Raw genomic sequence first — 24675 nt, 5'->3', positions numbered from 1 at the left:
GTGATCCCGGCCCGCGGAAAAAGATCGCTCACAGGCATCATCGCAGAACCGATGATCCCAAAAGCATGCTCGATCCCATGCAACTGCAAAACCTTGACAAACGCCTCTTCAGTCGTCATCCTCATGGCTCAAAACTCCCTTTCCCGGAGATTGTGGTCAGGCCCCGCGCCTGCGATCCTCGCGCAGGAGATCGGCGGCCTTTTCGCCGATCATGATCGCGGGGGCATTGGTGTTGCCCGAGACGATCTCGGGCATGATCGAGCAATCGGCGACGCGCAGGCCGCGAATGCCCTTGACCCGCAGACGGTCGTCCAGCACCGGCCCCATCGCGGCGGTGCCGGTCGGATGAAAGATCGTCGTGGCCGAATTGCGCACCCAGTCCAGCAGCGCGGCATCGTCCCGGACCTCGGGGCCGGGGCGCATCTCGCCGGTGATCTTGCCCGACAGCGGGCGCTCTGCGGCGATCCGGCGGGCGATCCTGACCCCGTCGACGATGGTTTGGCAATCGGTTTCGGTCGCCAGGTAATTCGGGTGAATGGCGGGATAGACCGACGGATCGGCCGATTTCAGCCGGATGCTGCCGCGACTTTCGGGGCGCAACTGGCAGACCGACATGGTGAAGGCCGAAAACGGATGCACGCCCTGGGACGGACTGTCGGCGGACCAGGGCTGGACATGGAACTGGATATCGGGGGTCGCGACGCGATCGTTGGTGCGCATGAACCCGGTGGCGAGGCTGGCCGCCATGCTCATCGGGCCGGCGCGGAACATGGCGTATTTCAGCGCGATTCGGGCCTGTTGCCACAGCTTGCGAACCTCGTCGTTCAGCGTGGGTTCATTGCAGGTATAGATCAGCCGGGCCTGAAGATGGTCCTGAAGGCCCTGTCCCACGCCCGGCAGATCGGCGGCGACGGGAATGCCGTGTTCGGCCAGATGCGCGGCTTCGCCCACGCCCGAAAGCATCAGGATCTGCGGGCTGCCGATGGCGCCGGCGGACAGGATCACCTCGCCCTTCACCTCGATGCGCTGCGTCTTGCCCGAGCGGTCGGCATATTCGACCGCCACCGCGCGCCCGTCCTCTATCACCACGCGACGGGTCGCGGCGCGGGTGATGATGCGCAGATTGGGGCGCTTGCGGATCGGATGGATATAGGCCACGGCGGCCGAGCAGCGCCGGCCCTTGCGGGTGGTCAGCTGGAAATAGCCCACGCCTTCCTGCGCGGCGCCGTTGTAATCGGGGTTGAACGGAAATCCCGCCGCCTGCGCCGCCGTGACCCAGGCATCGCAGATCGCCCGCGACAGGCGCATGTCCGACACGTTCAGCGGCCCGCCCGCGCCGTGATAATCATCGGCGCCGCGTTCCTGGTTCTCGGCCCGCTTGAACAGTGGCAGCACATCGTCCCAGGACCAGCCGGAAAAGCCCATCTGTGCCCAGCGGTCGTAATCCTGCGGCTGTCCGCGCACATAAAGAAGCCCGTTCAGCGACGACGATCCGCCCATCACCTTGCCGCGCGGCCATTCCAGCCGCCGGCCGTTCAGGCCGGGATCCGGCTCGGTCCGGTAGCACCAGTCCACCGACGGGTTGTTCATTGTCTTGAAATAGCCGACCGGAATGTGAATCCACGGATTCCAGTCCCAGGAACCGGCCTCCAGCAGGGTGACGGTGACGCCCGGATCGGCCGACAGGCGGTTGGCGATGGCGCAGCCGGCAGATCCGGCGCCGACGACAAGATAATCGGTCTGCAATTTTCCCCCTCCCGAAGCTGCGCATGGCCTGATCGGCCGGCCCTGAAATTTTGGCTTGCAATTGAAACCTATATGATTAGAAATGATACCACAAGTCTCAAAAATCGCATCTTTAGGGAGGAGGAATGTGATGACGGGAAGAATCGACACGATTCGTGGCGTCTCGCGGCGTGATATCCTGCGCGTTGCCGGCCGGTTCGGGATGACCTCGACGGCAATGGCACTGACCGGGGCGGCGGGTTTGCTGAGCACGGCCGAACTGGCCCGCGCGGCGGAATCGACCTATGACAAGCGATTCTCGAAAGAGGCCAAGCACACGTTCAAGATGGGGGCCTCGGGTTTCAATGCCCGCAACCTGCTGATCGAGCGCGCGGGCTTTCTGCAATTCGCCCGCGACCTGGAAGAGCGCACCGATGGCGAGATCCGGATCGAATTCATCGGCGACAACCAGATCTGCGGCCAGCTTGATTGCGTCGAGAAGACCCAGCTTGGCGTGGTGGATTTCTTCGCCGCCTCGACCCAGAATTCGGCCGGCGTGGCGCCCTATTACAACGTGCTGGACTTCGCCTACATGTTCCCCAACCGGGCCTCGCAGTATCATTTCTTCTACAGCCCCGAAAGCCAGCGCATCCTGCGCGATCCGCTGGAAAAGCGCCACGGGATCAAGTTCCTGTTCACCCATTGCGAACTGCGCGGCATCCAGCTGGGCCTGAAATGGAAGGACCGGGATCTGGTCACCAGCATCGACCAGCTTGCCGGCACCAAGAACCGCGTCACCGGCACCCAGCTTGGCCGGATCGCGATGCAGCTGATGAACCTCAACCCGGTGCCGGTCGCCTGGGAGGAAACCATCGACGGGCTGAAACAGGGCCTGATCGACGGCGCCGAAACCTGGGCCTCGGCCGTGGCCTACGCCAACATGGCGCCGGTGGTCAGCCAGTCGGTCGATCTGCGATTCTTCTCTGGCAACGAACATTGCGGGATGTCGTCCAAGGTTTTCGACAGCCTCGACGGTCCCTTGCAGGACGCGGTGATGGAATCGGCCTATCTGGCCCAGGTTCAGTCGCAGGCCGCGAACGAGGCGGCATTGATCAAGACGGTCGGCTTCTCGGACCCGCAATTGCCCGACACGATCTTCGCCGAAAACAACGTGCGCACCGCCTTCCTGTCGGACGAGGAACTGAAGAAGGCCGAAGAGATGTGTTCGCCCGAATTCAATCCCGATCCATGGAGCCAATGGCGCGAGCGCCTGATGCAGTGGTCGGGCGGCATCGACACCTATGACGAGATCTATCGCATCGCGCGCGAGATCCCGGCCGACACCAAGCCCGAAAATGTCGAGCCGCGCCGCTGGTGGCGCTCGGCCTGAACCGCCAGCGCGGCATCCGTTTCTCGGGTGCCGCAATTCCGGGGGGAGATCGGAAAGATGGAACGTTTCGTCGCCGAATTCGGTGCGATCCTGTCTGCGCTGGCGTCGCGCGACAGCTGGGAAATCAATACCGCGCTTGGAGAACCCGCGGGATGGGCCGTCGGACTGATCGTGATGGTCGGCGGCGGCGCCCTGATCCTTGCGCTGTTCAAGCTGGTGCCGCTGCTGGACCGGCATCTCGAACGGGCGCTGATGGTCATCGTCTATCTGGCCATCGCCGCGATCATCTTCATCGAGGTGATCCGCCGCTTCACACTGAACCTGCAAGAGCCGTGGTCCACGACCTTGCCGCCCTATCTGTTCCTGCTGCTGACCTGGTTCGGCTGCGCCTTCAATGTCAAGCTGCGCGCGCATCTGTCCTTTGCCGAATTCCGCACGCGGCTGCCGCGCGCGGGGCAACTGGCCTGCCTGCTGCTGGACGGCGTGCTGTGGCTGGGCATGTCCTGGATCGCCGTCACCACGACGCTGCGGCTGGCGGCCAATTCGGCCTCGAATTTCCAGATCCTGCTCGGGACCGACAATGTGATGGTCTGGTGGTTCGTGATCCTGGTTCCGGTCTCCTTCACCATCCTTGCCGCCCGCGCGGTCGAGAACATGATCGAGGATCTGCGCCGCTTCCGCGAGAACGCGCCGCTGATCGAGATGACAACCCTGGGCGATACCTGAGAGGCCATCATGACAGACCCGTTCTGGATCACCCTGATTTCGCTGGCCGTCACCGGCCTGTTCATGCTGGGCGTGCCGGTCTTTCTGGTCATCGCCTATTGGGTCATCGGCTGTTCGATCGTGCTGGGCCTGACCTTCGACAATATCGGCGCGGCGCTGACCTATGCCTTCTCGAACGGGTTCGCGCTGCTGGCCATGCCGCTGTTCATCCTGACCGGCGACCTGATCAACAAGGCCGGCATCGCCCGTCGCCTGTCGGATTTCGCCTATGCGGTTCTGGGCTGGCTGCGCGGTGGCCTGGCGATGGCCTCGATCGGGGCCTGCGGGTTGTTCGCGGCGATCTCGGGGTCGAATTCCGCCACCACGGCCACGATCGGCTCGATGATGCATCCCGAGATGGTGAAGGGCGGCTATGACACGCGCTTCGCCGCCGCTACTGCCGCAGCCGGCGGCACGGTGGGGATCATCATCCCGCCCTCGATCATCTTCATCGTCTATGGCTTCCTGATGAACCTGCCGATCTCGGACCTTTTCGTGGCGGGGATCATTCCCGGCGTGATGATGGTCTTGGCGATGCAGTTCGTCTGCTGGCTCATGTCGCGCATCCATGGCTGGGGCCACATCATCCCCTTCGACATGGGCCGCGTGCTGCGCACCGCGTTCGGTGCCTGGCTGGGCTTCTTCGCCATCGGGATGGTGCTGTGGGGCATCTATACGGGCAAGTTCTCGCCCACCGAGGCCGCCGCCGTCACCGTGGGATTCTGCGTGATCGTGGGCGTCCTCAGCCGCTGGCTGTTTCCGCTGGTCGCATCCGGCATGGATGAGCACGGCCGGCCCCGGACCTATGCCGCCAGCATCCTGGTCGAGGGTTTCCGCATCCGCGACCTGCCCTCGGTGACGATGCGTTCGGCGCAGATCACGGGCATCCTTGCGCCACTGATCGGGATCTCGGTGGTGATGCAGCAGATCCTGTCGCTGCTGGGCGCGCAGGAGGCAATCGGACAATGGGTCTCTGGCCTGGGCGGATACTGGGTCATGCTGGCCGCCTCGATGGCGATCATCTTCGTCGCGGGGATGGTGCTGGAAAGCCTGCCGGTCACGATCATCCTGGCGCCGATCCTCGCGCCCCTGGCCGCCGCCAACGGCATGGATCCGGTCCATTTCGCGGTGATCTTCCTGGTCGGCGCCTCGATCGGGTTCGTGACCCCGCCCTACGGGCTGAACCTCTATGTCGCCTCCAGCGTGACCGGGGTTCCCTACATGCGGCTGCTGCGCTATGCGCTGTATTACCTTGCGGCGCTGCTGAGTGTCTGGATCATCGTGGCTGTCACGCCGTCGCTGGCCACGATCCTGCTGCCGTCGCGGTGAAGGACCGGATATGGCGCGAATGCGGGCGGGCGACATGGACAGCGCGGGCAAGGTTGCAGAGACGGGCGGCGACAAGGCGCCGCAGAACAACCTGCGCCCGCTCTATATCCTGAAAACCGTGGCCGAGGCCGCGGCCCCGGTTTCGGCCGCCGAACTGGGCGAGGCACTGGATCTGCCCAAACCCACCATCCACCGGCTGTTGCAGACCCTGGAACATGATGGCTGGCTGATGCGCGATCTGGGTGGGCGCGGCTATGTCGCGGGGCATCTGCTGCGCCGTCTGGCCGCCAACACGTTCAGCGGGCCGGGCCTGCGCCGCGAACGCATGGCGATACTGAAAGGGCTGGCCGAGGCCATTGGCGAGACCTGCAACATCTCGATGCCCGATGGCGACGCCATGGTCTATGTGGACCGGGTCGAGACCCACTGGCCGCTGCGCATCCGCCTGCCCATCGGCACCCGTGTGCCGCTGCATTGCACATCGGCGGGCAAGACCTACCTGTCCACCCTGCCCCCGGCGCAGTTCACGCGGTTGCTGGGCCGGCTGACCCTGGCCGCCCGGACGCCCCACTCCATCACCACGCCCCTCGCCCTGGCGGACGAGATCGCGCTGACGCGCGAGCGCGGCCATGGCGAGGACGATCAGGAGATGGTCGAAGGCATGATCGCCCTGGCGGTGCCGATCCGCGACCATCTGGACCGGGTTTTCGGCACGCTGTCCTTTCACGCACCGGTCCAGCGCCTGACGCTGGACGCCGCGCGCCAACATCTGCCGCTGCTGAAACAGACCGCACGCGATCTGGCCGACACGCTGTAACCCCTTTCGGCGCCGAACCCGTGCCCGCGCCCTCGTCCCGCTGGCGAACCGTGCGGGGCCGGTCCCCCGCCGTTCAGCCCTTGCGACGACCGGAAGCGGCCTGCCCGGACCGGGGCGGCTTCGACGCGAAGGGCCGCGACCTGGCCTTGGCGCCCGTCTTCGTCTTGCCCTTGGCAGTCTCCGACCCGGCTTCGCGGGCGGACTGCGCCGAGGCCTCCTTCCTTGCCCTCGCGGCCTTGTCGGCCGCGCTCCAGCGCGGTTTCGCCCGGGCCTTGGCGGGCGCGTCGGCCTCGGCGCGCTTGCCTGCCGGGGCGGGTTTCGCCGCGGCACGAACCGGGGCTGCGGGCCTTGATCCGGGCGTGCCCTCGGGTTGCGGCGCGCGCGCGGGACGGGCCGATCCGGGCGATTTCACCGCCGCGCGTTCCGGTCCCGGCTCGCCCTGAAGCCGGCGCATGGTCAGGCCCGGTTCGATCTCGGTCGTTTCGCCGAAGCGGGGGGCCTCGGCGATGGCGATCTGGACATGGGTTTCATGCTCGCGCACCCGAATCGCGCCGATCGCGTCGCGGGTGATGCCGCCGGACTCGCAGATCTTGGGCAGAAGCCAGCGCGCCTCGGCCCGTCCGCTATGGCCGACCGACAGCGCGAACCAGACGGCGGCGCCGAAATCGCGCGGCGCGCGCGGCGCAGCTTGCGCGGGCTGCGGCACGTCGGACAGGACTTCGGGCGGCGGCCGGCCCTCGCGCCACAATTGCACGAAGGCGGCGGCGATCCGTTCGGGGCCGACCCGCGCCAGCAAATCCTGTGCCACGCCCATATCATCCAGCGGGGCGGTCAGCGCCGGGTGATCCATCATCCGCTGGTCGTCGCGGTAGCCGACCTCTTCGGCAGAAGGTGCCTTGCCCCATTCGGCGGTGACTTTCGCGCCCTGCAACAGCCGCTGCGCCTTTCGGTATTCCGACGGGCTGACGACAAGCGCCGAAACCCCCTTGGCCCCGGCACGCCCGGTTCGCCCCGAGCGGTGCAGCAGCGTTTCGGAATTGGTGGGCAGATCGGCATGGATGACCAGTTCCAGCCCCGGCAGGTCGATGCCGCGCGCGGCGACATCCGTGGCGATGCAGACCCGTGCCCGACCGTCGCGCAAAGCTTGCAGGGCGTGGGTGCGTTCCTGCTGGGACAATTCGCCCGACAGCGCCACCACGCGAAAGCCGCGATTGCCCATCCGCGCCAGCAGGTGGTTCACATTGGCCCGCGTCTTGCAGAAGACGATGGCGGTCCGCGCCTCGTAGAAGCGCAGCAGGTTGAAGATCGCGTTCTCGCGGTCGCGAACGGCGACCGACAGCGCGCGATAGGCGATGTCGCCGTGCTGGCGCGCCTCGCCCATCGCGGCGATGCGCAGGCTGTCACGCTGGAAATCGCGGGCCAGTTTCTCGATCGCGGCGGGAACGGTGGCCGAGAACATCAGCGTGCGGCGGCTGTCGGCGGCGGATTGCAGGATGAATTCCAGATCCTCGCGAAAGCCCAGATCCAGCATCTCGTCGGCCTCGTCCAGCACCGCGACGCGCAGACCCGACAGATCGAGGCTGCCACGTTCCAGATGATCGCGCAGGCGGCCCGGCGTGCCGACCACGATCTGCGCCCCCTGAGCCAGGGCCCGACGCTCGGTCCGGTAATCCATGCCGCCGACGCAGGTCGCGATCCGCGCGCCCGTCGCCGCATAGAGCCAGCCCAGTTCCGCCGCGACCTGAAGCGCCAGTTCGCGCGTCGGCGCGATGGCCAGCGCCAGCGGACCGGAATCCTCGGGCAGCCTGTCCGCGCCATCCAGCAGATCGGGCGCCGCGGCGATTCCGAAGGCCACGGTCTTGCCCGAACCGGTCTGCGCCGAGACCAGCAGGTCGCGTCCCTTCGCATCCGGGTTCAGCACGGCCTGCTGCACCGCTGTCAGGGTGTCATAGCCCCGCTCGGCCAGAGCCGCGGCCAGCGGCGCTGCGATATTGTTCTGTGTCATCTGTTTCGCCTGAAAGGGCCCTTGCGGCCGATGGAACGGCCCGGACCCTTGCCCGGGCCCCCTGCCCGCGCTGCAGGACAGCCGATCCGGCTGACTATCCCCGCCCGAGCGCAGAGTCAAAGCCGGTTCCGGTTTCGGGCATCGGTCGGCCGGGTCTGCGCCGCCATGGCGGCGCCGTCAGGGAACGACCAGGTATTTCTCGCCCGTCGCCTTGCGCTGCGTGGCTTCGGCGATCTCGGGCTTCAACAGATCGTCCAGACCGATCTCGGCCGTGTAGTGGCTGGCAAAGGTGGTCTTCATCCCGTCAACGACACGCTGGCGCATCCGCGCGGCGACCGAGGGATCGGCATTGCCGAGAAAGTTGAACAGAAGCCAGCCGCCGATATTCCAGGCAAAGCCGAAACCGCGCTTGAGGATCGTGGGCCCGGTATCCAGCGCGCCATAGATATAGACCCGTTTCGCGGACTGCGAACCATAGCGGTTGTAGCTGTCCATGGACCGGACCGCGACGGCCTCCATCGCGTTCAGCATCATGCTGGTCATCTCGCCCCCCCCGATCGCGTCAAAGCCGATCGTGGCCCCGGTCTCGGCAATCGCCTGTTCCAGTTGCTGCCGGAAATCATCGGCGCTGCTGTCCACCACATGTGTGGCGCCGATCTCGCGCAGCAGATCCGCCTGCTGCCGGCTGCGCACGATGCTGACCAGACCGATCCCGTCCTCCTGGCAGATGCGCACCAGCATCTGACCCAGATTCGACGCGCCGGGCGCGTGAACGATTGCGCTGTGCCCTTCGGCCCGCATGGTCTCGGTAAATCCCAGTGCGGTCAGCGGATTGACGAACAACGAGGCGCCTTGGGCGGAGGTCGCACCCTCGGGCAGCACAATGCAGGATTCGGCCCGGATCAGCCGCAGCTGCGCATACATCGCCCCGCCGATCATCGCGACGCGCTTGCCGACCATATCCCCAAGGTCGGGACCGGCCTCGATCACCAGTCCCGCGCCCTCGTTGCCGACCGGCATCGACTGGTCGAACCGTGCCGCCAGCGGCGCCATCGCAGCCTGGGGAATTTTCGCGGTCAGCGCGCGCGCCTCGCCCGAGCCCTCGACCGTCAGGGTCTGCATGTCGGCCGGGCCATAGAGCAGGCCAAGATCGGATGGATTGATCGGCGCGGCCTCGAGGCGGACCAGCAATTCGCCGGCCTCGGGCGCGCGGACGGGAACGGGATCGAGCGTGATCCTGAGGGTGCCGTCGGAGGTGACGGTCGATCTGAGTTCAAGGTTGCTGTGGCTCATCATGTCCTCGCCTGCATGCCTGGCAATGAAAGCCTAGCACCGGCGGCAGGGCGGTGAAAGGCGGCGCGCTTGGGCCGGCCGACGGCAATCGCCGGTCCGGTTCGGCTGCCGCCGGTCGCCCGCCTAGAAATCCCAGTCCTCGTCCTCGGTGGCGATGGCCTTGCCGATCACATAGGACGATCCCGACCCCGAAAAGAAATCGTGGTTCTCGCTGTCGGGCGACAGGGCGGCCATGATGGCCGGGTTGACCTCGCAGGCGGCGGGCGGAAACAGCGCCTCGTAGCCCAGATTCTGCAGGGCCTTGTTGGCGTTGTAGTGCAAAAACGCCTTCACGTCCTCGGTCAGCCCGATTCCGTCATAGAGATCGGCGGTATATTTCGCCTCGATATCGTAGAGATCGAACATCAGCGAGAAGGCAAAGTCCTTCAGCGCCGCGCGTTCGCCCTGGCCAAGCCGTTCCAGCCCGCGCTGATACTTGTAGCCGATATAATAGCCATGCACGGCCTCGTCGCGGATGATCAGGCGGATCAGGTCGGCGGTATTGGTCAGCTTGGCGCGGCTGGACCAGTACATCGGCAGATAGAAGCCGGAATAGAACAGGAAACTTTCCAGAAACACGCTGGCGATCTTGCGCCGCAGCGGATCCGAGCCGGCCGCGTATTCATCCAGCACCAACCGCGCCTTGCGCTGAAGCTGGGGATTGTCTTCGGACCAGCGGAAGGCTTCGTCCACCTCCCTGGTCGAACACAGGGTCGAGAAGATCGAGGAATAGGACCGCGCGTGAACCGCCTCCATGAAGGCGATGTTGGACAGGACCGCCTCTTCGTGCGGGGTGATCGCATCGGCCATCATCGCGGGGGCGCCGATGCTGTTCTGCACCGTGTCCAGCAGGGTCAGCCCGGTGAAGACGCGGATGGTCAGTTGCCGTTCCTCGGGACGCAGCGTGGCCCAGCCTTGCACATCGTTGGACAGCGGCACCTTTTCGGGCAGCCAGAAATTCATCGTCAGCCGGTTCCAGACCTCCAGATCCTTGTCGTCCTGAAGCCGGTTCCAGTTCACCGCGCGCTGCACCGGCGTGATCGTCTGATCCTTCATGGCGAAAGACCCTTTCCTGGTTTGTTCGTCGGATATCCGCGGGACAGCGCGGCCTAGAGGGTGCAGGACACGCATCCCTCGACCTCGGTTCCTTCCAGCGCGGCCTGCCGCAGCCTGATGTAGTAGATCGTCTTGATCCCCTTCTTCCAGGCGTGGATCTGGGCGCGGTTGATGTCGCGCGTCGTCGCCTCGGCGGGGAAGAACAGGGTCAGCGACAGGCCCTGATCGACATGTTCGGTCGCCGCCGCATAGGTGTCGATGATCGCCATGGGTCCGATTTCATAGGCGTCGCGATAGAAGTCGAGATTCTCGTTCGACATGTAGGCGGCCGGGTAATAGACGCGGCCGATCTTGCCTTCCTTGCGGATCTCGATCTTCGAGACGATCGGATGGATCGATGAGGTGGCGTTGTTGATATAGCTGATCGAGCCGGTGGGCGGAACTGCCTGAAGATTGCGGTTATAGAGCCCGTGTTCCATCACCCGGGCCTTCAGCGCCGCCCAATCCGCACGCGTGGGCAGGGTGATGTCGGCGAATAGCCGCGTCACCTCGGGCAGGACGGGCAGCCAGTCGCGGCCGGTATATTTGTCGAAGAACGACCCGTCGGCATAGCTGGACTTGTCGAAATCGCGGAACGTGGCAGCCTTTTCCCGCGCCAGCAGGTTCGAGGCCCGGATCGCGTGATAGGCAATCGCGGCGAAATAGACACTGGTGAACTCGATCCCTTCGGGACTGCCATAGTGGATATGCTCGCGCGCCAGATACCCGTGCAGGTTCATCTGGCCCAGACCGACGGCATGGGCCTCGTCATTGCCGCGCCGGATCGAGGGCACGGCGTCGATGGCCGACATCTCGCTGACCGCGGTCAGCGCGCGGATTGCGGCCTCGACGGTGCCGCCGAAATCGGGGCCGTCCATCGTTTTGGCGATATTCAGGCTGCCCAGGTTGCAGGAAATGTCGGTTCCCAGATGCGCGTAGGACAGATCCTCGTTGAACTGCGACGCCTCGTTCACCTGCAGGATCTCGCTGCACAGATTGGACATGGTGATGCGCCCGTGGATGGGGTTGGCGCGGTTCACGCTGTCCTCGAACATGATATAGGGATAGCCGCTCTCGAACTGGATCTCGGCCAGCGTCTGAAAGAATTCGCGGGCGTTGATCTTTGTCTTTCGGATGCGCCTGTCGTCCACCATCTCGGTATATTTCTGCGTCACCGGAATGTCCGAGAAGGGCACGCCATAGACCCGCTGGATGTCGTGGGGAGAGAACAGATACATATCCTCGTTGCGCTTGGCCAGATCGAATGTGATGTCGGGGATCACCACGCCCAGGGACAGCGTCTTGATGCGGATCTTCTCATCCGCATTTTCGCGTTTGGTGTCCAGGAAGCGCAGGATGTCGGGGTGATGCGCGTTCAGATAGACCGCGCCCGCGCCCTGCCGCGCGCCAAGCTGGTTGGCATAGCTGAAACTGTCCTCCAGCAGCTTCATCACCGGAATGATGCCCGAGGACTGGTTCTCGATGCCCTTGATCGGCGCGCCGGATTCGCGGATATTGGTCAGCATCAGCGCCACGCCGCCGCCGCGCTTGCTGAGTTGCAGCGAGGAATTGATCGCGCGGCCGATGGATTCCATGTTGTCCTCGACCCGCAGCAGAAAACACGAGATCAGCTCGCCCCGCGACGCCTTGCCGGCGTTCAGGAAAGTCGGCGTGGCGGGCTGGAACCGGCCTGACAGCATTTCGTCCATGAAGCGCATGGCCAGCGCCTCGTCCCCCCGCGCCAGGGTCAGCGCGACCATCACCACGCGATCCTCGTAGCGTTCCAGATAGCGCTGCCCGTCGCGGGTCTTCAGCGTGTAGCTGGTGTAGTATTTCAACGCGCCCAGAAAGGTCGGAAAGCGGAACTTGCGCGCATAGGCGGCGTCCCAGATCGCGCGCTGGAAATCGCGGGAATACCGGTCCAGCACGGCGGCTTCGTAATAGCCCTCATCGACCAGATAGCCCAGCTTTTCGTCCAGCGAATGAAAGAAGACCGTGTTCTGGTTCACATGCTGCAGGAAATATTGCCGCGCGGCCATGCGGTCGGCCTCGAACCGGATCCGCCCGTCCGCGTCATACAGATTCAGCATCGCGTTCAGCGCATGATAGTCGAGATCGGGTTTTACGGTGTCAAGCATTCCAGTCCCATGATGTTGTCCAGCCCCGCGCGGACGCGGATCAGATCGGTTTCGGTTCCCGCCAGCTCGAATCGATACAGCACCGGAACCTGGCATTTCTCCGAGATGACGCGGGCCGCCAGGGCGAATGTTGCGCCGAAATTGCGATTGCCCGCGCCGATGACGCCGCGCAGGCCCGCGCGGCGGCCCGGATCGTTCAGAAAGCGGATCACCTGCCTGGGCACCGCGCCCCGCCCCTCGCCATCCGCGAAAGTCGGGCAGATCAGGACATAGGGCCGGGCCGGGGCGGGCATGTCGCTGTCCGGACGGATCGGGATACGTTCCGCCGCCAGCCCCAGCCCGGCAACGAACCGCGCGGTATTGCCCGAGGCCGAGGAATAATAGACCAGCCCGGCCACCTGCGCCTCAGGACAGGCGGCCGATCATGTCGGGCCGGAAGCCCGCCCAGTGATCCTCGCCCGCGATCACCACCGGCGCTTGACGATAGCCAAGTGCGGTAACGCGCTGCATCGCATCCTCGTCCTCGGTCAGGTCGATGACGCTGTAATCCAGCCCCCGCGCATCCAGCGCGCGGGTCGTGGCGGTGCATTGCACGCAGGCGGGTTTGGAATAAACGGTGATGGTCATGGTCTTGCCCTCTGTTCCTGTTTTCCGGACCGAGAGTGACGGGCAGGCAGGGCGCATGGCCGGACCTACGCCGCCGGACCCACCGTCCGGTGTCGTTGTCGTCGCCATGGCAGGTCTCCTGGCTTGCGGCTTTCGCCCGACTGGCCTTCCCGGATCGCTCCAGTGGCATCATCAGCCGTGCAGGCCGCTTACAGTTGCGGGGGCAGCGCAGGACTTTCACCGGCTTCCCTTTTCACCCCTGACGCGAGTCAGGGACACCATAGCCACATCACTTAGCCATGTCCGGGGCCGGGGCGTCAATATCTTGTGTGGATCCGATGGAAAATAAATTCCTGACCTCCGGGGCAGCGATCAGGCCGCGGCGTCGCCGGGCTTTCGGCAATTCCGGCCTATATGGCAAATCTCGACTTTTCGCGCTAGGCATCCGCACGACAATGCCCGGATCACCGGGCGCAGAACGGCGCCTTGGCCGAAGGAAGCGCGACATGACCCTGACCGATCGTCTGACCGCCGAACTGGACCAGATCCGCAAGGACGGGCTTTTCAAGGACGAGCGCGTCATCACCTCGATGCAGTCGGGCCGGATCGAGGTCGGGGCCGGCCGCACCGTGCTGAATTTCTGCGCCAACAATTACCTGGGCCTGGCCGACCATCCCGAGTTGATCGCCGCCGGCCATGCGGCGCTGGACCGCTATGGCTACGGCATGGCCTCGGTCCGCTTCATCTGTGGCACGCAAGAGGAACACAAGGCACTGGAATCGCGCATCGCGGCTTTTCTGGGGGCCGAGGACGCGATCCTCTATTCCTCGTGTTTCGACGCCAATACCGGCCTGTTCGAGACGATCCTCGGGCCCGAGGACGCGATCATCTCGGACGCGCTGAACCATGCCTCGATCATCGACGGGGTCCGGCTGTGCAAGGCGCGCCGGCTGCGCTATGCCAACAACGACATGGCCGGACTGGAAGCGCGGCTGATCGAGGCCGGCGATGCCCGCAACCGGGTGATCGTCACCGACGGCGTGTTTTCGATGGATGGCGTGATCGCCGATCTGCCCGCGATCTGCGATCTGGCCGAACGCCATGACGCAACGGTCGTGGTCGATGACAGCCACGCGGTCGGGCTGACCGGGCCCGGCGGGCGCGGCACGCCGGCGCTGCACGGGGTCGCGGACCGGGTGGCGATCCTGACCGGCACGCTGGGCAAGGCGCTTGGCGGCGCTTCGGGCGGCTATGTCGCGGGGCCTGCGCCGGTGATCCAGATGTTGCGGCAACGCTCTCGGCCCTATCTGTTTTCGAACACGCTGGCGCCGGTGATTGCGGGGGCCTCGCTGACGGCACTGGATCTGATCGAGGCGGGCGAGGATCTGCGCGCGCGCCTGAACGGCAACGCCGAACGTTTCCGGGCCGAGATGGGGGCGGCCGGGTTCACGCTGGCCGGGGCCGGCCATCCGATCATCCCGGTCATGCTGGGCGAGGCGCATCTGGCGGGCGAATTCGCGGCGGCGATGATGCGCCGCGGGGTCTATGTCACCGCCTTCTCGTTTCCCGTCGTGCCGCGCGGGCAGGCGCGCATCCGCACCCAGATGTCGGCTGCCCACGGCAAGGCGGACCTGGACCGGGCCATCGCGGCCTTCATCGCGACCGGCCGCGACCTGAAGGTGATCCGATGAGCAACATGATGAAGGCGCTGGTCAAGGCGCGGCCCGAACCGGGATTGTGGATGGAACAGGTGCCGGTCCCCGAACCCGGTCCCGGCGAGGTGCTGATCCGCGTCGGCAAAAGCGCGATCTGCGGCACCGACGTGCATATCTGGAACTGGGATGCCTGGGCGGCGCAGACCGTTCCCGTGCCGCTGGTCACCGGCCATGAATTTTCCGGCGTGATCGCCGATACCGGCAGCGCGGTGACAGGCTTCCGCCCCGGCCAGCGCGTTTCGGGAGAGGGGCACATCACCTGCGGGGCCTGCCGCAATTGCCGCGCCGGACGCGGGCATCTGTGTCGCAACACGCTGGGGGTGGGCGTGCAGCGGGCGGGATCCTTCGCCGAATATCTGTGCCTGCCCGAAAGCAACGTGGTGCCGATACCCGACGACATCCCCGACGAGATCGCGGCGATCTTCGACCCATTCGGCAATGCCGTTCACACCGCGCTCAGCTTCGATTGCGTGGGCGAGGACGTGCTGGTCACGGGCGCGGGCCCGATCGGGATCATGGGGGCGCTGGTGGCGCGGCGGGCGGGCGCCCGCAAGGTCGTCATCACCGACATCAATCCATCCCGGCTGGATCTTGCCCGCAGGATGGGGCTGGATCAGGCGATCGACCCGTCCCGCGAGGATCTGCGCAAGGTGATGGCCGGGCTGGGCATGACCGAGGGATTCGATATCGGCCTGGAAATGTCGGGCGCGGCCCCGGCCTTCCGGCAGATGATCGACGTGATGAACAATGGCGGCAAGATCGCGATCCTGGGCATCGCGCCGACCGGGTTCGAGATCGACTGGAACAAGGTGATCTTCAAGATGCTGAACCTGAAAGGCATCTATGGCCGCGAGATGTACGAGACCTGGTACAAGATGATCGGGCTGGTCCAGGCCGGCTTGGATCTTGCGCCGCTGATCACCCACCGCCTGCCGATCGACGATTTCGAGACCGGGTTCGCGGCGATGCGATCGGGCGAATCCGGCAAGGTCGTGCTGGATTGGGGGCAGGGCTGAAACCTGTCGGAAATCGCTGGTGACCCCGGCAGGATTCGAACCTGCAACCTGCCCCTTAGGAGGGGGCTGCTCTATCCAGTTGAGCCACGGGGCCGCCGTGCAGCCCTTTTGACCGCATGAGGGCGCCTTGGCAAGGTTGTCGGGGCACGAGTCGTCCGCTAACATTCCCGATCATCCCTGTCGCCCGGAACAGCGCCGCCATGACGACCCTTCGCCCACGACGCCCCCTGACCCTGCGCGACGTGTCCGAGGCATCGGGGGTCTCGGAGATGACGGTCAGCCGGGTGCTGCGCAATCGCGGCGACGTTTCCGCCGCGACGCGCGAAAAGGTGCTGACCGCCGCGAAGACGCTGGGATACGTGCCCAACAAGATTGCCGGCGGGCTGGCCAGCCAGCGCGTCAATCTGGTCGCGGTGGTCATCCCGTCGCTGTCGAACCTCGTCTTTCCCGATGTGCTGGGCGGCATCTCGGCCGAGCTTGACGATACCGGACTGCAACCCGTGATCGGGGTGACCAATTATTCGCCCGCGCGCGAGGAAATGGTGCTCTACGACATGCTGTCCTGGCGGCCCTCGGGCGTGATCCTCGCGGGGCTGGAACACAGCGCCGCGGCACGTGCCATGCTGACCAGTTCCGGCATCCCGGTGGTCGAGATCATGGATACCGACGGCGACGGCATCGACACGATCGTCGGCATCTCGCACAAGCGCGCAGGCCGGGAAATGGCCCGGCGGATCGTGGCCGCGGGCTATCGCCGGATCGGTTTCGTGGGCACCCACATGCCCGAGGATCACCGCGCCCGCAAAAGGCTGGTCGGTTTCGAAGAGGGGCTGGCGGCGGCGGGCGTTCCGCTGGAGGCGCGGGAATATTATCAGGGCGGATCGTCGCTGCTGAAGGGGCGTGAACTGACCGAACGGATCCTGACCCGCGCGCCGAATCTGGATTTCCTTTATTATTCCAACGACATGATCGGCGCGGGCGGCCTGCTTTACTGCCTGGACCGGAATTACGACATCCCCAATCGGATCGGGCTGGCCGGCTTCAATGGCGTCGATCTGCTGGATGGGCTGCCGGTCAGGCTGACCACGACCGATGCGAGACGGGTCGAAATCGGGCGCCGCGCCGCCAGGCTGGTCGCCGGCAAGGATGCCCTGCCCGAAAACCGCATCGTCGAGATGGTCCCGACCTTCATGCCCGGCCAGACCATCCGCGACACGCTGTCCTGATCCTGCCGCTTGTGGCGGGAACGCGGCGCCATTATGTCGGGCCTCATGCATGTTCCGTTTCTCAGCCGCCTGATCCATCGCGGACCGCGCGTTTCGGTCGTTCGCCTGCACGGCGCCATCGGCATGGCCGGGCGCGGCGGCGGCGGCCTGAACGACGCGGCGCTTGCCCCGGTGATCGAACGCGCCTTTCGCAAGGGCAAGCCGGTCGCGGTGGCCCTGTCCATCAATTCGCCCGGTGGCTCGCCGGTGCAATCATCGCTGATCGCCGCGCGCATCCGGCGTCTGTCGGAGGAAACCGGAACCCCGGTCCATGCCTTCGTCGAGGATGTCGCGGCCTCGGGCGGATATTGGCTGGCCTGCGCGGGCGACCGGATCTGGGCCGATGACAGCTCGGTCCTTGGCTCGATCGGCGTGATCTCTGCCGGGTTCGGCTTTCACGATCTGATCGACCGCTGGGGGATCGAGCGTCGCGTGCACACCGCGGGCCAATCGAAATCGACCCTGGACCCGTTCCGCCCGGAAAAGCCCGAGGATGTCGCCCGTCTGCACAAGGTGCTGGAGCCGATTCACGCGGCGTTCAAGGCCCATGTCACCGCACGGCGCGGCTCGAAACTGGCCGATGGGCGCGATCTGTTCACCGGTGAATTCTGGGCCGGGCGCGAGGCGGTCGATCTGGGCCTGGCTGACGGGATCGCGCATCTGGTGCCCAAGATGAAGGCGCTGTTCGGCGACAAGACCCGCTTTTCCGTCCACACGCCGAAACAATCGCTGTTCCGCCGCCTGGGCCTGTCGGCCGAAGCGGTTTTCGACGCGGCCGCGGAAACGGCGGCGTTCCAGCGTTTCGGGACCGGCGGCTGATGGTCAAGCTGGTCATCGTGTTTCTGCTGGTCATGATGGCGCTGGCGCTGGTCAGCGGGCCGGGCTTTCGCAAATTCCTGTTCAGGTTGCTCGGGATCAAGCCTCGTGATCGTTGACATCGCTCTGGTTCTGGGCGGGCTGGCACTGCTGGTCCTCGGCGGCGACCTGCTGGTCAAGGGGGCGGTCAACCTTGCGCTGCGGCTGGGGATCACGCCGCTGGTCGTGGGCCTGACCGTCGTGGCCTTCGGCACCTCGGCCCCCGAACTGATCGTGTCGCTCTCGGCGGCGCTTGGCGGATCGACCGATATCGCGATGGGCAATGTCGTGGGCTCGAACATCGCCAACGTGCTGGTGATCCTCGGGGCGGCGGCGCTGATCTCGGGCATTCCGACCCGCGGCCACGATCTGCGCGAAAGCTGGACGATGATGATCGGCGCGTCCCTGTTGCTGATCGTGCTGGCCTTCACCGGCGAGATCGGCCGGATCGAGGGGGCCGTGCTGCTGATTGCGCTGATCCTGGTGCTTTGGCGCCAGCTCAGCGCGGGATCGACCGAAAAGGCGGAAGATCTGGAGGGCGTCGAGCCGGGCGCGCGCTGGCGCCGGATCGTGCTGTGGCTGGTGGGCGGGCTGATCGCGCTGCCGGCGGGCGCGCATCTGCTGGTCGGCGGCGCGGGCGATATCGCACGGCTTTTCGGCATCAGCGAGGCGGTGATCGGCCTGACGCTGGTTGCCATCGGCACCTCGCTGCCGGAATTGTCGGCTTCGGTCGCCGCGGCGATGCGCGGGCGCGCGGACATGGCGCTTGGCAATGTCGTCGGTTCGAACCTGTTCAACATTCTCGCGATCCTCGGAATCACCGCGCTGGTGAAGCCGCTGCCGGTTCCGGCGCAGATGCTGCAGCTCGATCTGTGGGTGATGCTGGCCGCAGCCTTGCTGATGGGACCGTTCCTGTTCCGCGCCATCCCGATCGGCAGGCTTGTCGGCGCGGGCTTTCTGGCGGCCTATGCCGCATATGTCGTGATCCTGCTATGAGCGTCGCGCTGATCACCGGCGCCGCGCGGCGTCTGGGCCGTTCCATGGCGCTGTCGCTGGCAAGCCGCGGCCATGATGTCGCGATCCACTACAACCGTTCGGAAGACGAGGCCCGTGACACCGCATCCCGGGCCCGCGCCTTCGGCGTCGAGGCGCGCTGTTTCGGCGCCGATCTGCTGGATCCGGACGCGGCCGCCGATCTGATTCCGCGGATTGCGGCCGCGATGGGGCCGCTTGCGGTGCTGGTCAACAATGCCTCGATCTTCCGGCACGACACCATCCACAGCGCCACGATGGCAGGTTGGGACCGACATCTGGGATCGAACCTGCGGGCGCCGTTCCAGTTGATCCAGGCTTTCGCCGCGCAGGCCCCGGCCGCCCTTCCCGACGACCGCGGCGAGCCCGTGGCGCAGGCGCTGATCGTCAACATGGTCGATCAGCGGGTGCTGAAGCCCACGCCCGATTTCATGACCTATTCACTGTCGAAGGCCGGATTGTGGGCGCTGACCCGCACCGCCGCGCAGGCGCTTTCGCCGCATATCCGCGTGAACGCCATCGGCCCCGGCCCGACCCTGGTCGGGGCGCATCAGTCCGCGACCGAATTCGCGGCTCAGCGCGATGCCACGATCCTGCGGCGAGGGGCCGAACCTGACGATATCGTCGCCGCTCTGGGCTATCTTCTCGATGCGAAGGCGGTCACGGGACAACTGATCTGCGTGGATGGCGGCCAACATCTGGCCTGGCAGACGCCCGATGTCCAGGCCGGCTGAATGCGCCACACCGGTCCATTTGTGCACCTTGCCTTCAAATCTTGGGCGAACCGCCCGAAAACTCACAATGTTTCGGGTTTCGATCGCAGTCAAAAGAAAATATCGTTGTTTTTCAATGCCCCCATCCGCTGCCCAAACTTTCGGCAAAGTTACCAAACTGCAATAAATGCTGGTCCGACGCCTGCTGGCGCCGCCTCCACTCACAGCCTTATCCACAGGAATGGTGGACGGGTTCGCCCTTGCAATCGCCGATTGAAACTTGCAGCCGGGTGACGGAATCACTTTCTTTACGCCATGAGCCAGAAAACCGGCCACGTTCTGATCCAGGATTATCTTCGCACGCTTGATTCCAGTCCCGGCGTCTACCGGATGCTGGATGGGCAGGGCGCAGTCCTGTATGTCGGCAAGGCGCGCGACCTGAAGGCGCGTGTCTCGAACTATGCCCGCCCCTCGGGTCATTCGGGGCGGATCGCGCGGATGATCCGCGACACCCATTCGATGATGTTCCTGACCACGCGCACCGAGACCGAGGCGCTGCTGCTGGAACAGAACCTCATCAAGCAGTTGAAACCGCGCTACAACGTGCTGCTGCGCGACGACAAATCCTTTCCCAACATCCTTGTCGCCAAAAGCCACGACTTCCCCCAGATCAAGAAACATCGCGGCGCCAAGTCCGAAAAGGGCGATTACTACGGACCCTTCGCCAGCGCCGGCGCGGTGAACCGGACCCTGACCCAGTTGCAGCGCGTCTTCCTGCTGCGCAACTGCACCGATTCCGTCTTCGAAAGCCGCACCCGCCCCTGCCTGCTGTTCCAGATCAAGCGGTGCAGCGCGCCCTGTGTCGGCCGTATCGATCGGGACGACTATAACGGGCTGGTGCGGGATGCCGAGCTTTTCCTGCAAGGCAAGACCACCGCGATCCAGACCCAGCTTGCGGCCGAGATGGCGCAGGCGGCCGAGGCGATGGAATACGAACGCGCCGCCGCCTTGCGCGACCGGATCAAGGCACTGACCGCCGTGCAGTCGGTCCAGGCCATCAACCCCAAGGGCGTGGCCGAGGCCGATATCGTTGCGCTGCACATGGAAGGCGGTCAGGCCTGCATCCAGGTCTTCTTCATCCGCGGCAATCAAAGCTGGGGCAACCGCGATTTCTATCCCCGACTGGGCGGCGCCGAAAGCCCGGACGAGGTGATGCAGGCGTTCCTGCTGCAATTCTACGACGACAAGCCCCCGCCGCGCCAGATCCTGCTGTCCCACGCGCCCGAAGATCCCGACCTGACCGCCGAAGTCATGGCCGAACGCGCCGGCCGCAAGGTCGAGATCGCGGTTCCCCTGCGGGGCGAGAAGTTCGAGCTTGTGACAAATGCCCTGCGCAATGCCCGCGAAAGCCTGGGCCGGCGCATGTCGGAAAGCGCGGCGCAGGCGAAACTGCTGGAAGGCGTCGCCAAGGCCTTCGATCTGCCTGCGACCCCGCGCCGGATCGAGGTTTATGACAACAGCCACATCATGGGGACGAATGCCGTCGGCGGCATGATCGTCGCCGGTCCCGACGGCTTCATCAAGAACCAGTATCGCAAGTTCAACATCAAGGGGACCGAGATCACCCCGGGCGACGATTTCGGCATGATGCGCGAGGTGCTGACACGACGATTCACCCGCCTGCTGAAAGAAGACCCCGACCGGCAGACCGAGGCCTGGCCCGATCTTCTGCTGATCGACGGCGGCGCCGGACAGGTCAGTGCCGTCGATGGGATTCTGGCCGATCTGGGCGTCGAGGATATTCCGGTCATCGGCGTCGCCAAGGGCGTGGACCGCGAGCACGGGAAAGAGGAATTTCACCGCCCGAACCAACGTCCCTTTGCGCTGCGCATGAACGACCCGGTGCTCTATTTCGTGCAACGCCTGCGCGACGAGGCGCATCGCTGGGCCATTGGCACCCACCGCGCGCGGCGCGCGAAATCGGTCATGGCCAATCCGCTGGACGAAATCGCCGGCATCGGCGCCGCGCGCAAGCGCGCGCTGCTGGCGCATTTCGGCAGCGCCAAGGCCGTCAGCCGCGCGGGCCTGGCCGATCTGCGGGCGGTCGAGGGGATCTCGGCCGCAATGGCGCAGAAGGTCTATGACCATTTCCACACGCGCGGCTGATCGTCCGACGACCCTCGCCACGTAGGGTGGCGTCCACGCCGTGAACCGGTCGGAGGCCGCACTGGAACGGCCAGGGTTCTGACAGCGACCGCGGCCCTGTCTGTTTCGACAGGATCGATGTGAATATCGTTGTCAAATGTTGCAGCACGGCTATTGACGGCTGGTCAGGGGCTCGCAGCGTGAGGGTGAGCGGCGAAGGCCGCTTGGCGGGTTCCCTGGCGCAACCGCAGGCACCCGCCTTGCGGTGCCTGGGTCCGCCGTTCCGTCCTGCCCGGGAATCGGCCATTCCCGGGCTCATCGCCAAGGCGTCGCGGGCTCAGCGCCGCAATGCCTTGGCCTGCTTGCGGCGGGCATGAAGCGCCGGTTCGGTATAGCCCGAAGGGCTTTCGGCACCGCCGAAGATCAGATCGCGCGCCGCCTCGAACGCCGGGCCGTCGAAATCCGGCGCCATGGGGACATAGGCCGGGTCACCCGCGTTCTGCCGGTCGACCTTGGCGGCCATGCGGCGCAGCGCGTCCTCGACCTCATCGCGCGAGATCAGCCCCTGTTCCAGCCAGTTGGCCATGTATTGGGCGCTGATCCGGCAGGTGGCGCGATCCTCCATCAACTGCACGTCGTTGATGTCGGGCACCTTGGAACAGCCGATCCCCTGATCGACCCAGCGGACGACATAGCCCAGAATCCCCTGGCAGGAATTTTCCACCTCGCGCAGGATCTGGTCCCGGCCGGCGGGTGCGCCATCCATCAGCGCGGGCGTCAGCAGCCGGTCCAGATCGGGCATGGCGCTGCCGGACAGGTCCGCCTGCCGCGCGGCGACATCGACCTGATGATAATGCAGCGCGTGCAGCGTCGCGGCGGTCGGGCTGGGCACCCAGGCGGTATTCGCGCCGGACCGGGGATGACCGATCTTGGTCTCCAGCATCTCGGCCATGGCATCGGGCTTGGCCCACATGCCCTTGCCGATCTGACCCTTGCCGCGCAGTCCGCAAGCCAGCCCGATCAGGACATTGCCCTGTTCATAGACATCAAGCCAGTCGGACGATTTCATTCCGTCGCGCCCGACGAAGGCACCGGCCTGCATCGAGGTATGGATCTCGTCCCCCGTGCGGTCGAGGAAGCCGGTATTGATGAACACGACGCGGTTGCGGATGGCATGAATGCAGGCGGCCAGATTGGCGCTGGTGCGGCGTTCCTCGTCCATCAGGCCCAGCTTGACCGTGTTCGCGGGCAGACCCAGCACCTGCTCGACGCGGGCAAAGGTGCGATCAGTGAAGGCGGCCTCGTCGGGGCCGTGCAGCTTGGGCTTGACCACATAGATCGCACCGGCGCGGCTGTTGCCCAGACCCTTGTCGCGCTTCAGGTCGTGGATCGCGCAGGCCACCGTCACCATCGCGTCCAGAAGGCCCTCGGGCGTTTCCCGACCGTTCAGCCTGATCACATCCGTCGTCATCAGCAGACCGACATTGCGCACCAGCAACAGGGCGCGGCCGGGCAGCGTCAGGGTGCTGCCATCGGGCCGGGTGATCTGCCGGTCGGGGGCCAGGCGGCGTGTCATCTGCCTGCCGCCCTTTTCGAAGGTTTCGGAAAGGTCGCCCTTCATCAGGCCCAGCCAGTTGCGATAAACGACGATCTTGTCCTCGGCATCGACCGCGGCAACGCTGTCCTCGCAATCCTCGATCGCGGTCAGCGCCGCCTCCAAGACCACGTCGCTCAGCCCGGACGCCGAGGCCGACCCGATTGGGCTTTTCGGGTTCACGACCAGTTCCACATGAAGCCCGTGATGGACCAGAACGAAGGCGGTATCCTGGCCCTCGGACCGGGTGCCGACAAAGGCCGAAGGGTTGGCCAGCGCGACCTCGGTCCCCTCGATCGACACATGCAGCCCATCCTGATCCGCGCGATAGCCGGTGGCGTCGGAATGACCGCCCCTGGCCAGCGGAAAGGTGTCGTCCAGGAATCCGGCGACACGCGCCACGACGGCATCGCGCCGCGCCGGGTCGAATCCGTCCGATGGCGGCGGCCCCATCGCGTCCGATCCGTAAAGCGCATCGTAAAGCGATCCCCAGCGGGCATTGGCCGCATTCAGCGCGAAACGGGCATTGCTGACCGGCACGACCAGCTGCGGACCGGCAATGCTGGCGATTTCGGGATCGACCTCGCCATTCTCGACGGTGAAGGGTTCGGGCTGCGGCACCAGATAGCCGATGCGGGTCAGGAATTCGCGATAGGCCGCGGCGTCCCAGGGCTGGTTGCCGCGCGCCTTGTGCCAGGCGTCGATCTGCGACTGCAATTCGGTACGCCGGGCCAGCAGCGCGCTGTTCTCGTCGGCGAAATCCGCCAGCAGCCCTGCATATCCGGACCAGAAGCGATCGGCATCGACCCCGGTGCCGGGCAGGACCTCGTCCTCGATGAAGGTCGCGAAAGTCGCATCGATTTCAAGTCCGTGTCGCTGGATAGGCTGGGCGGGCATGGTCATCCTCCTGTAGCTGCGGTGCCGGTCGCGGCCGCGGCGCGGCGGCGGTCGATGTATACAATAGCGCACCGTAGCCGCCGGGGACCATAGGCCGCCATGTGCGAGCGGGGGTTTCAGCGGATTTTTTCACCCCTCGCGACCGGTCACATTCGCGCGCGGTCCCGCGCAAGACCGGGTCTTCGGCCTGCGCCCGCCGATCGCGCCGGGCAGATCACCGGCGAATCGGCACGGTTCCGCC

19 protein-coding genes, 1 tRNA gene and 1 riboswitch are annotated in these 24675 nt (G+C 65.6%); of the genes, 11 read left to right on the top strand and 9 right to left on the bottom strand.

Going from position 1 to position 24675, the window contains the following annotated elements:
* Positions 1-156: 156 nt before the first annotated feature.
* A complete protein-coding gene (locus tag AC13CR_RS15805; protein ID WP_292954202.1) occupies positions 157-1746 on the bottom strand; it encodes a GMC family oxidoreductase in 1590 nt (529 codons plus the stop codon).
* Positions 1747-1876: 130 nt separating this feature from the next.
* On the opposite strand from AC13CR_RS15805, the gene AC13CR_RS15800 reads away from it, so the two are divergent.
* The 4 genes from AC13CR_RS15800 to AC13CR_RS15785 are packed head-to-tail and all read left to right on the top strand — an operon-like array spanning position 1877 to position 6026.
* A complete protein-coding gene (locus tag AC13CR_RS15800) occupies positions 1877-3115 on the top strand; it encodes a TRAP transporter substrate-binding protein (protein ID WP_292954199.1) in 1239 nt (412 codons plus the stop codon).
* Positions 3116-3172: 57 nt separating this feature from the next.
* On the top strand, positions 3173-3841 hold the full coding sequence (locus AC13CR_RS15795; RefSeq protein WP_292954196.1) for a TRAP transporter small permease: 669 nt from the start codon (positions 3173-3175) through the stop codon (positions 3839-3841).
* 9 nt (positions 3842-3850) lie between these two features.
* Positions 3851-5209 (top strand): TRAP transporter large permease, encoded by a 1359-nt coding sequence (locus AC13CR_RS15790; RefSeq protein ID WP_482900876.1) that lies wholly within the window; start codon positions 3851-3853, stop codon positions 5207-5209.
* A 10-nt stretch (positions 5210-5219) separates the two neighbouring features.
* A complete protein-coding gene (locus AC13CR_RS15785; RefSeq protein ID WP_292954190.1) occupies positions 5220-6026 on the top strand; it encodes an IclR family transcriptional regulator in 807 nt (268 codons plus the stop codon).
* Between the two features lie 73 nt (positions 6027-6099).
* Here AC13CR_RS15785 and AC13CR_RS15780 read toward each other — a convergent pair whose 3' ends face one another.
* The 6 genes from AC13CR_RS15780 to nrdH all read right to left on the bottom strand — a co-directional run bounded on the left by AC13CR_RS15780 (position 6100) and on the right by nrdH (position 13223).
* Positions 6100-8031 (bottom strand): DEAD/DEAH box helicase, encoded by a 1932-nt coding sequence (locus AC13CR_RS15780; RefSeq protein WP_292954188.1) that lies wholly within the window; start codon positions 8029-8031, stop codon positions 6100-6102.
* Positions 8032-8208: 177 nt separating this feature from the next.
* A complete protein-coding gene (locus AC13CR_RS15775; RefSeq protein ID WP_292954185.1) occupies positions 8209-9324 on the bottom strand; it encodes a zinc-binding dehydrogenase in 1116 nt (371 codons plus the stop codon).
* 123 nt (positions 9325-9447) lie between these two features.
* A complete protein-coding gene (nrdF, locus tag AC13CR_RS15770) occupies positions 9448-10419 on the bottom strand; it encodes a class 1b ribonucleoside-diphosphate reductase subunit beta (protein WP_292954182.1) in 972 nt (323 codons plus the stop codon).
* Between the two features lie 53 nt (positions 10420-10472).
* On the bottom strand, positions 10473-12596 hold the full coding sequence (nrdE, locus tag AC13CR_RS15765; RefSeq protein WP_292978356.1) for a class 1b ribonucleoside-diphosphate reductase subunit alpha: 2124 nt from the start codon (positions 12594-12596) through the stop codon (positions 10473-10475).
* Positions 12581-12994 carry a class Ib ribonucleoside-diphosphate reductase assembly flavoprotein NrdI gene (gene nrdI / locus AC13CR_RS15760; protein WP_292951002.1) on the bottom strand — a complete coding sequence of 138 codons (414 nt, stop codon included), beginning with the start codon at positions 12992-12994 and terminating at the stop codon, positions 12581-12583. Before nrdI ends, nrdE begins: the two co-directional genes overlap by 16 nt.
* A gap of 7 nt (positions 12995-13001) precedes the next feature.
* A complete protein-coding gene (nrdH, locus tag AC13CR_RS15755; RefSeq protein ID WP_292951004.1) occupies positions 13002-13223 on the bottom strand; it encodes a glutaredoxin-like protein NrdH in 222 nt (73 codons plus the stop codon).
* Positions 13224-13314: 91 nt separating this feature from the next.
* A riboswitch (cobalamin riboswitch) is annotated at positions 13315-13500 on the bottom strand.
* Between the two features lie 208 nt (positions 13501-13708).
* On the opposite strand from nrdH, the gene AC13CR_RS15750 reads away from it, so the two are divergent.
* Together AC13CR_RS15750 and tdh are read left to right on the top strand one after the other, a co-directional pair.
* The gene (locus AC13CR_RS15750; protein ID WP_292951006.1) at positions 13709-14893 is read left to right on the top strand and encodes a glycine C-acetyltransferase; all 1185 of its coding nucleotides are present in this window, start codon (positions 13709-13711) and stop codon (positions 14891-14893) included.
* Between the two features lie 8 nt (positions 14894-14901).
* Complete coding sequence (gene tdh / locus AC13CR_RS15745; protein ID WP_292951022.1) at positions 14902-15933, top strand: L-threonine 3-dehydrogenase; 1032 nt, start codon at positions 14902-14904, stop codon at positions 15931-15933.
* A 17-nt stretch (positions 15934-15950) separates the two neighbouring features.
* On the opposite strand, the gene AC13CR_RS15740 is transcribed toward tdh, so the two are convergent.
* Positions 15951-16027 (bottom strand) — tRNA-Arg (locus tag AC13CR_RS15740).
* A gap of 106 nt (positions 16028-16133) precedes the next feature.
* Between AC13CR_RS15740 and AC13CR_RS15735 the strand changes: the two genes are divergently transcribed.
* The 5 genes from AC13CR_RS15735 to uvrC all read left to right on the top strand — a co-directional run bounded on the left by AC13CR_RS15735 (position 16134) and on the right by uvrC (position 21964).
* Entirely contained in the window at positions 16134-17159 is a 1026-nt protein-coding gene (locus tag AC13CR_RS15735; RefSeq protein ID WP_293013330.1) for a LacI family DNA-binding transcriptional regulator, read from the top strand.
* Between the two features lie 45 nt (positions 17160-17204).
* Positions 17205-18017, top strand: a complete 813-nt coding sequence (locus AC13CR_RS15730) for a S49 family peptidase (RefSeq protein WP_292952997.1) — start codon at positions 17205-17207, stop codon at positions 18015-18017.
* 105 nt (positions 18018-18122) lie between these two features.
* Complete coding sequence (locus tag AC13CR_RS15725; RefSeq protein ID WP_292952999.1) at positions 18123-19049, top strand: calcium/sodium antiporter; 927 nt, start codon at positions 18123-18125, stop codon at positions 19047-19049.
* Positions 19046-19819 (top strand): SDR family oxidoreductase, encoded by a 774-nt coding sequence (locus AC13CR_RS15720; protein WP_292953001.1) that lies wholly within the window; start codon positions 19046-19048, stop codon positions 19817-19819. Before AC13CR_RS15725 ends, AC13CR_RS15720 begins: the two co-directional genes overlap by 4 nt.
* Positions 19820-20113: 294 nt before the next feature.
* A complete protein-coding gene (gene uvrC, locus AC13CR_RS15715) occupies positions 20114-21964 on the top strand; it encodes an excinuclease ABC subunit UvrC (protein WP_446233840.1) in 1851 nt (616 codons plus the stop codon).
* A gap of 316 nt (positions 21965-22280) precedes the next feature.
* Here the strand turns inward: uvrC and AC13CR_RS15710 are convergent, their stop codons facing one another.
* On the bottom strand, positions 22281-24434 hold the full coding sequence (locus AC13CR_RS15710; protein ID WP_292953004.1) for a malate synthase G: 2154 nt from the start codon (positions 24432-24434) through the stop codon (positions 22281-22283).
* Between the last annotated feature and the right edge of the window lie 241 nt (positions 24435-24675).

This window comes from Paracoccus sp. L-17 (assembly GCF_056857655.1).
Note: the sequence above shows the minus strand (reverse complement) of the source record. Positions and strands in the feature narration are given on the sequence as shown.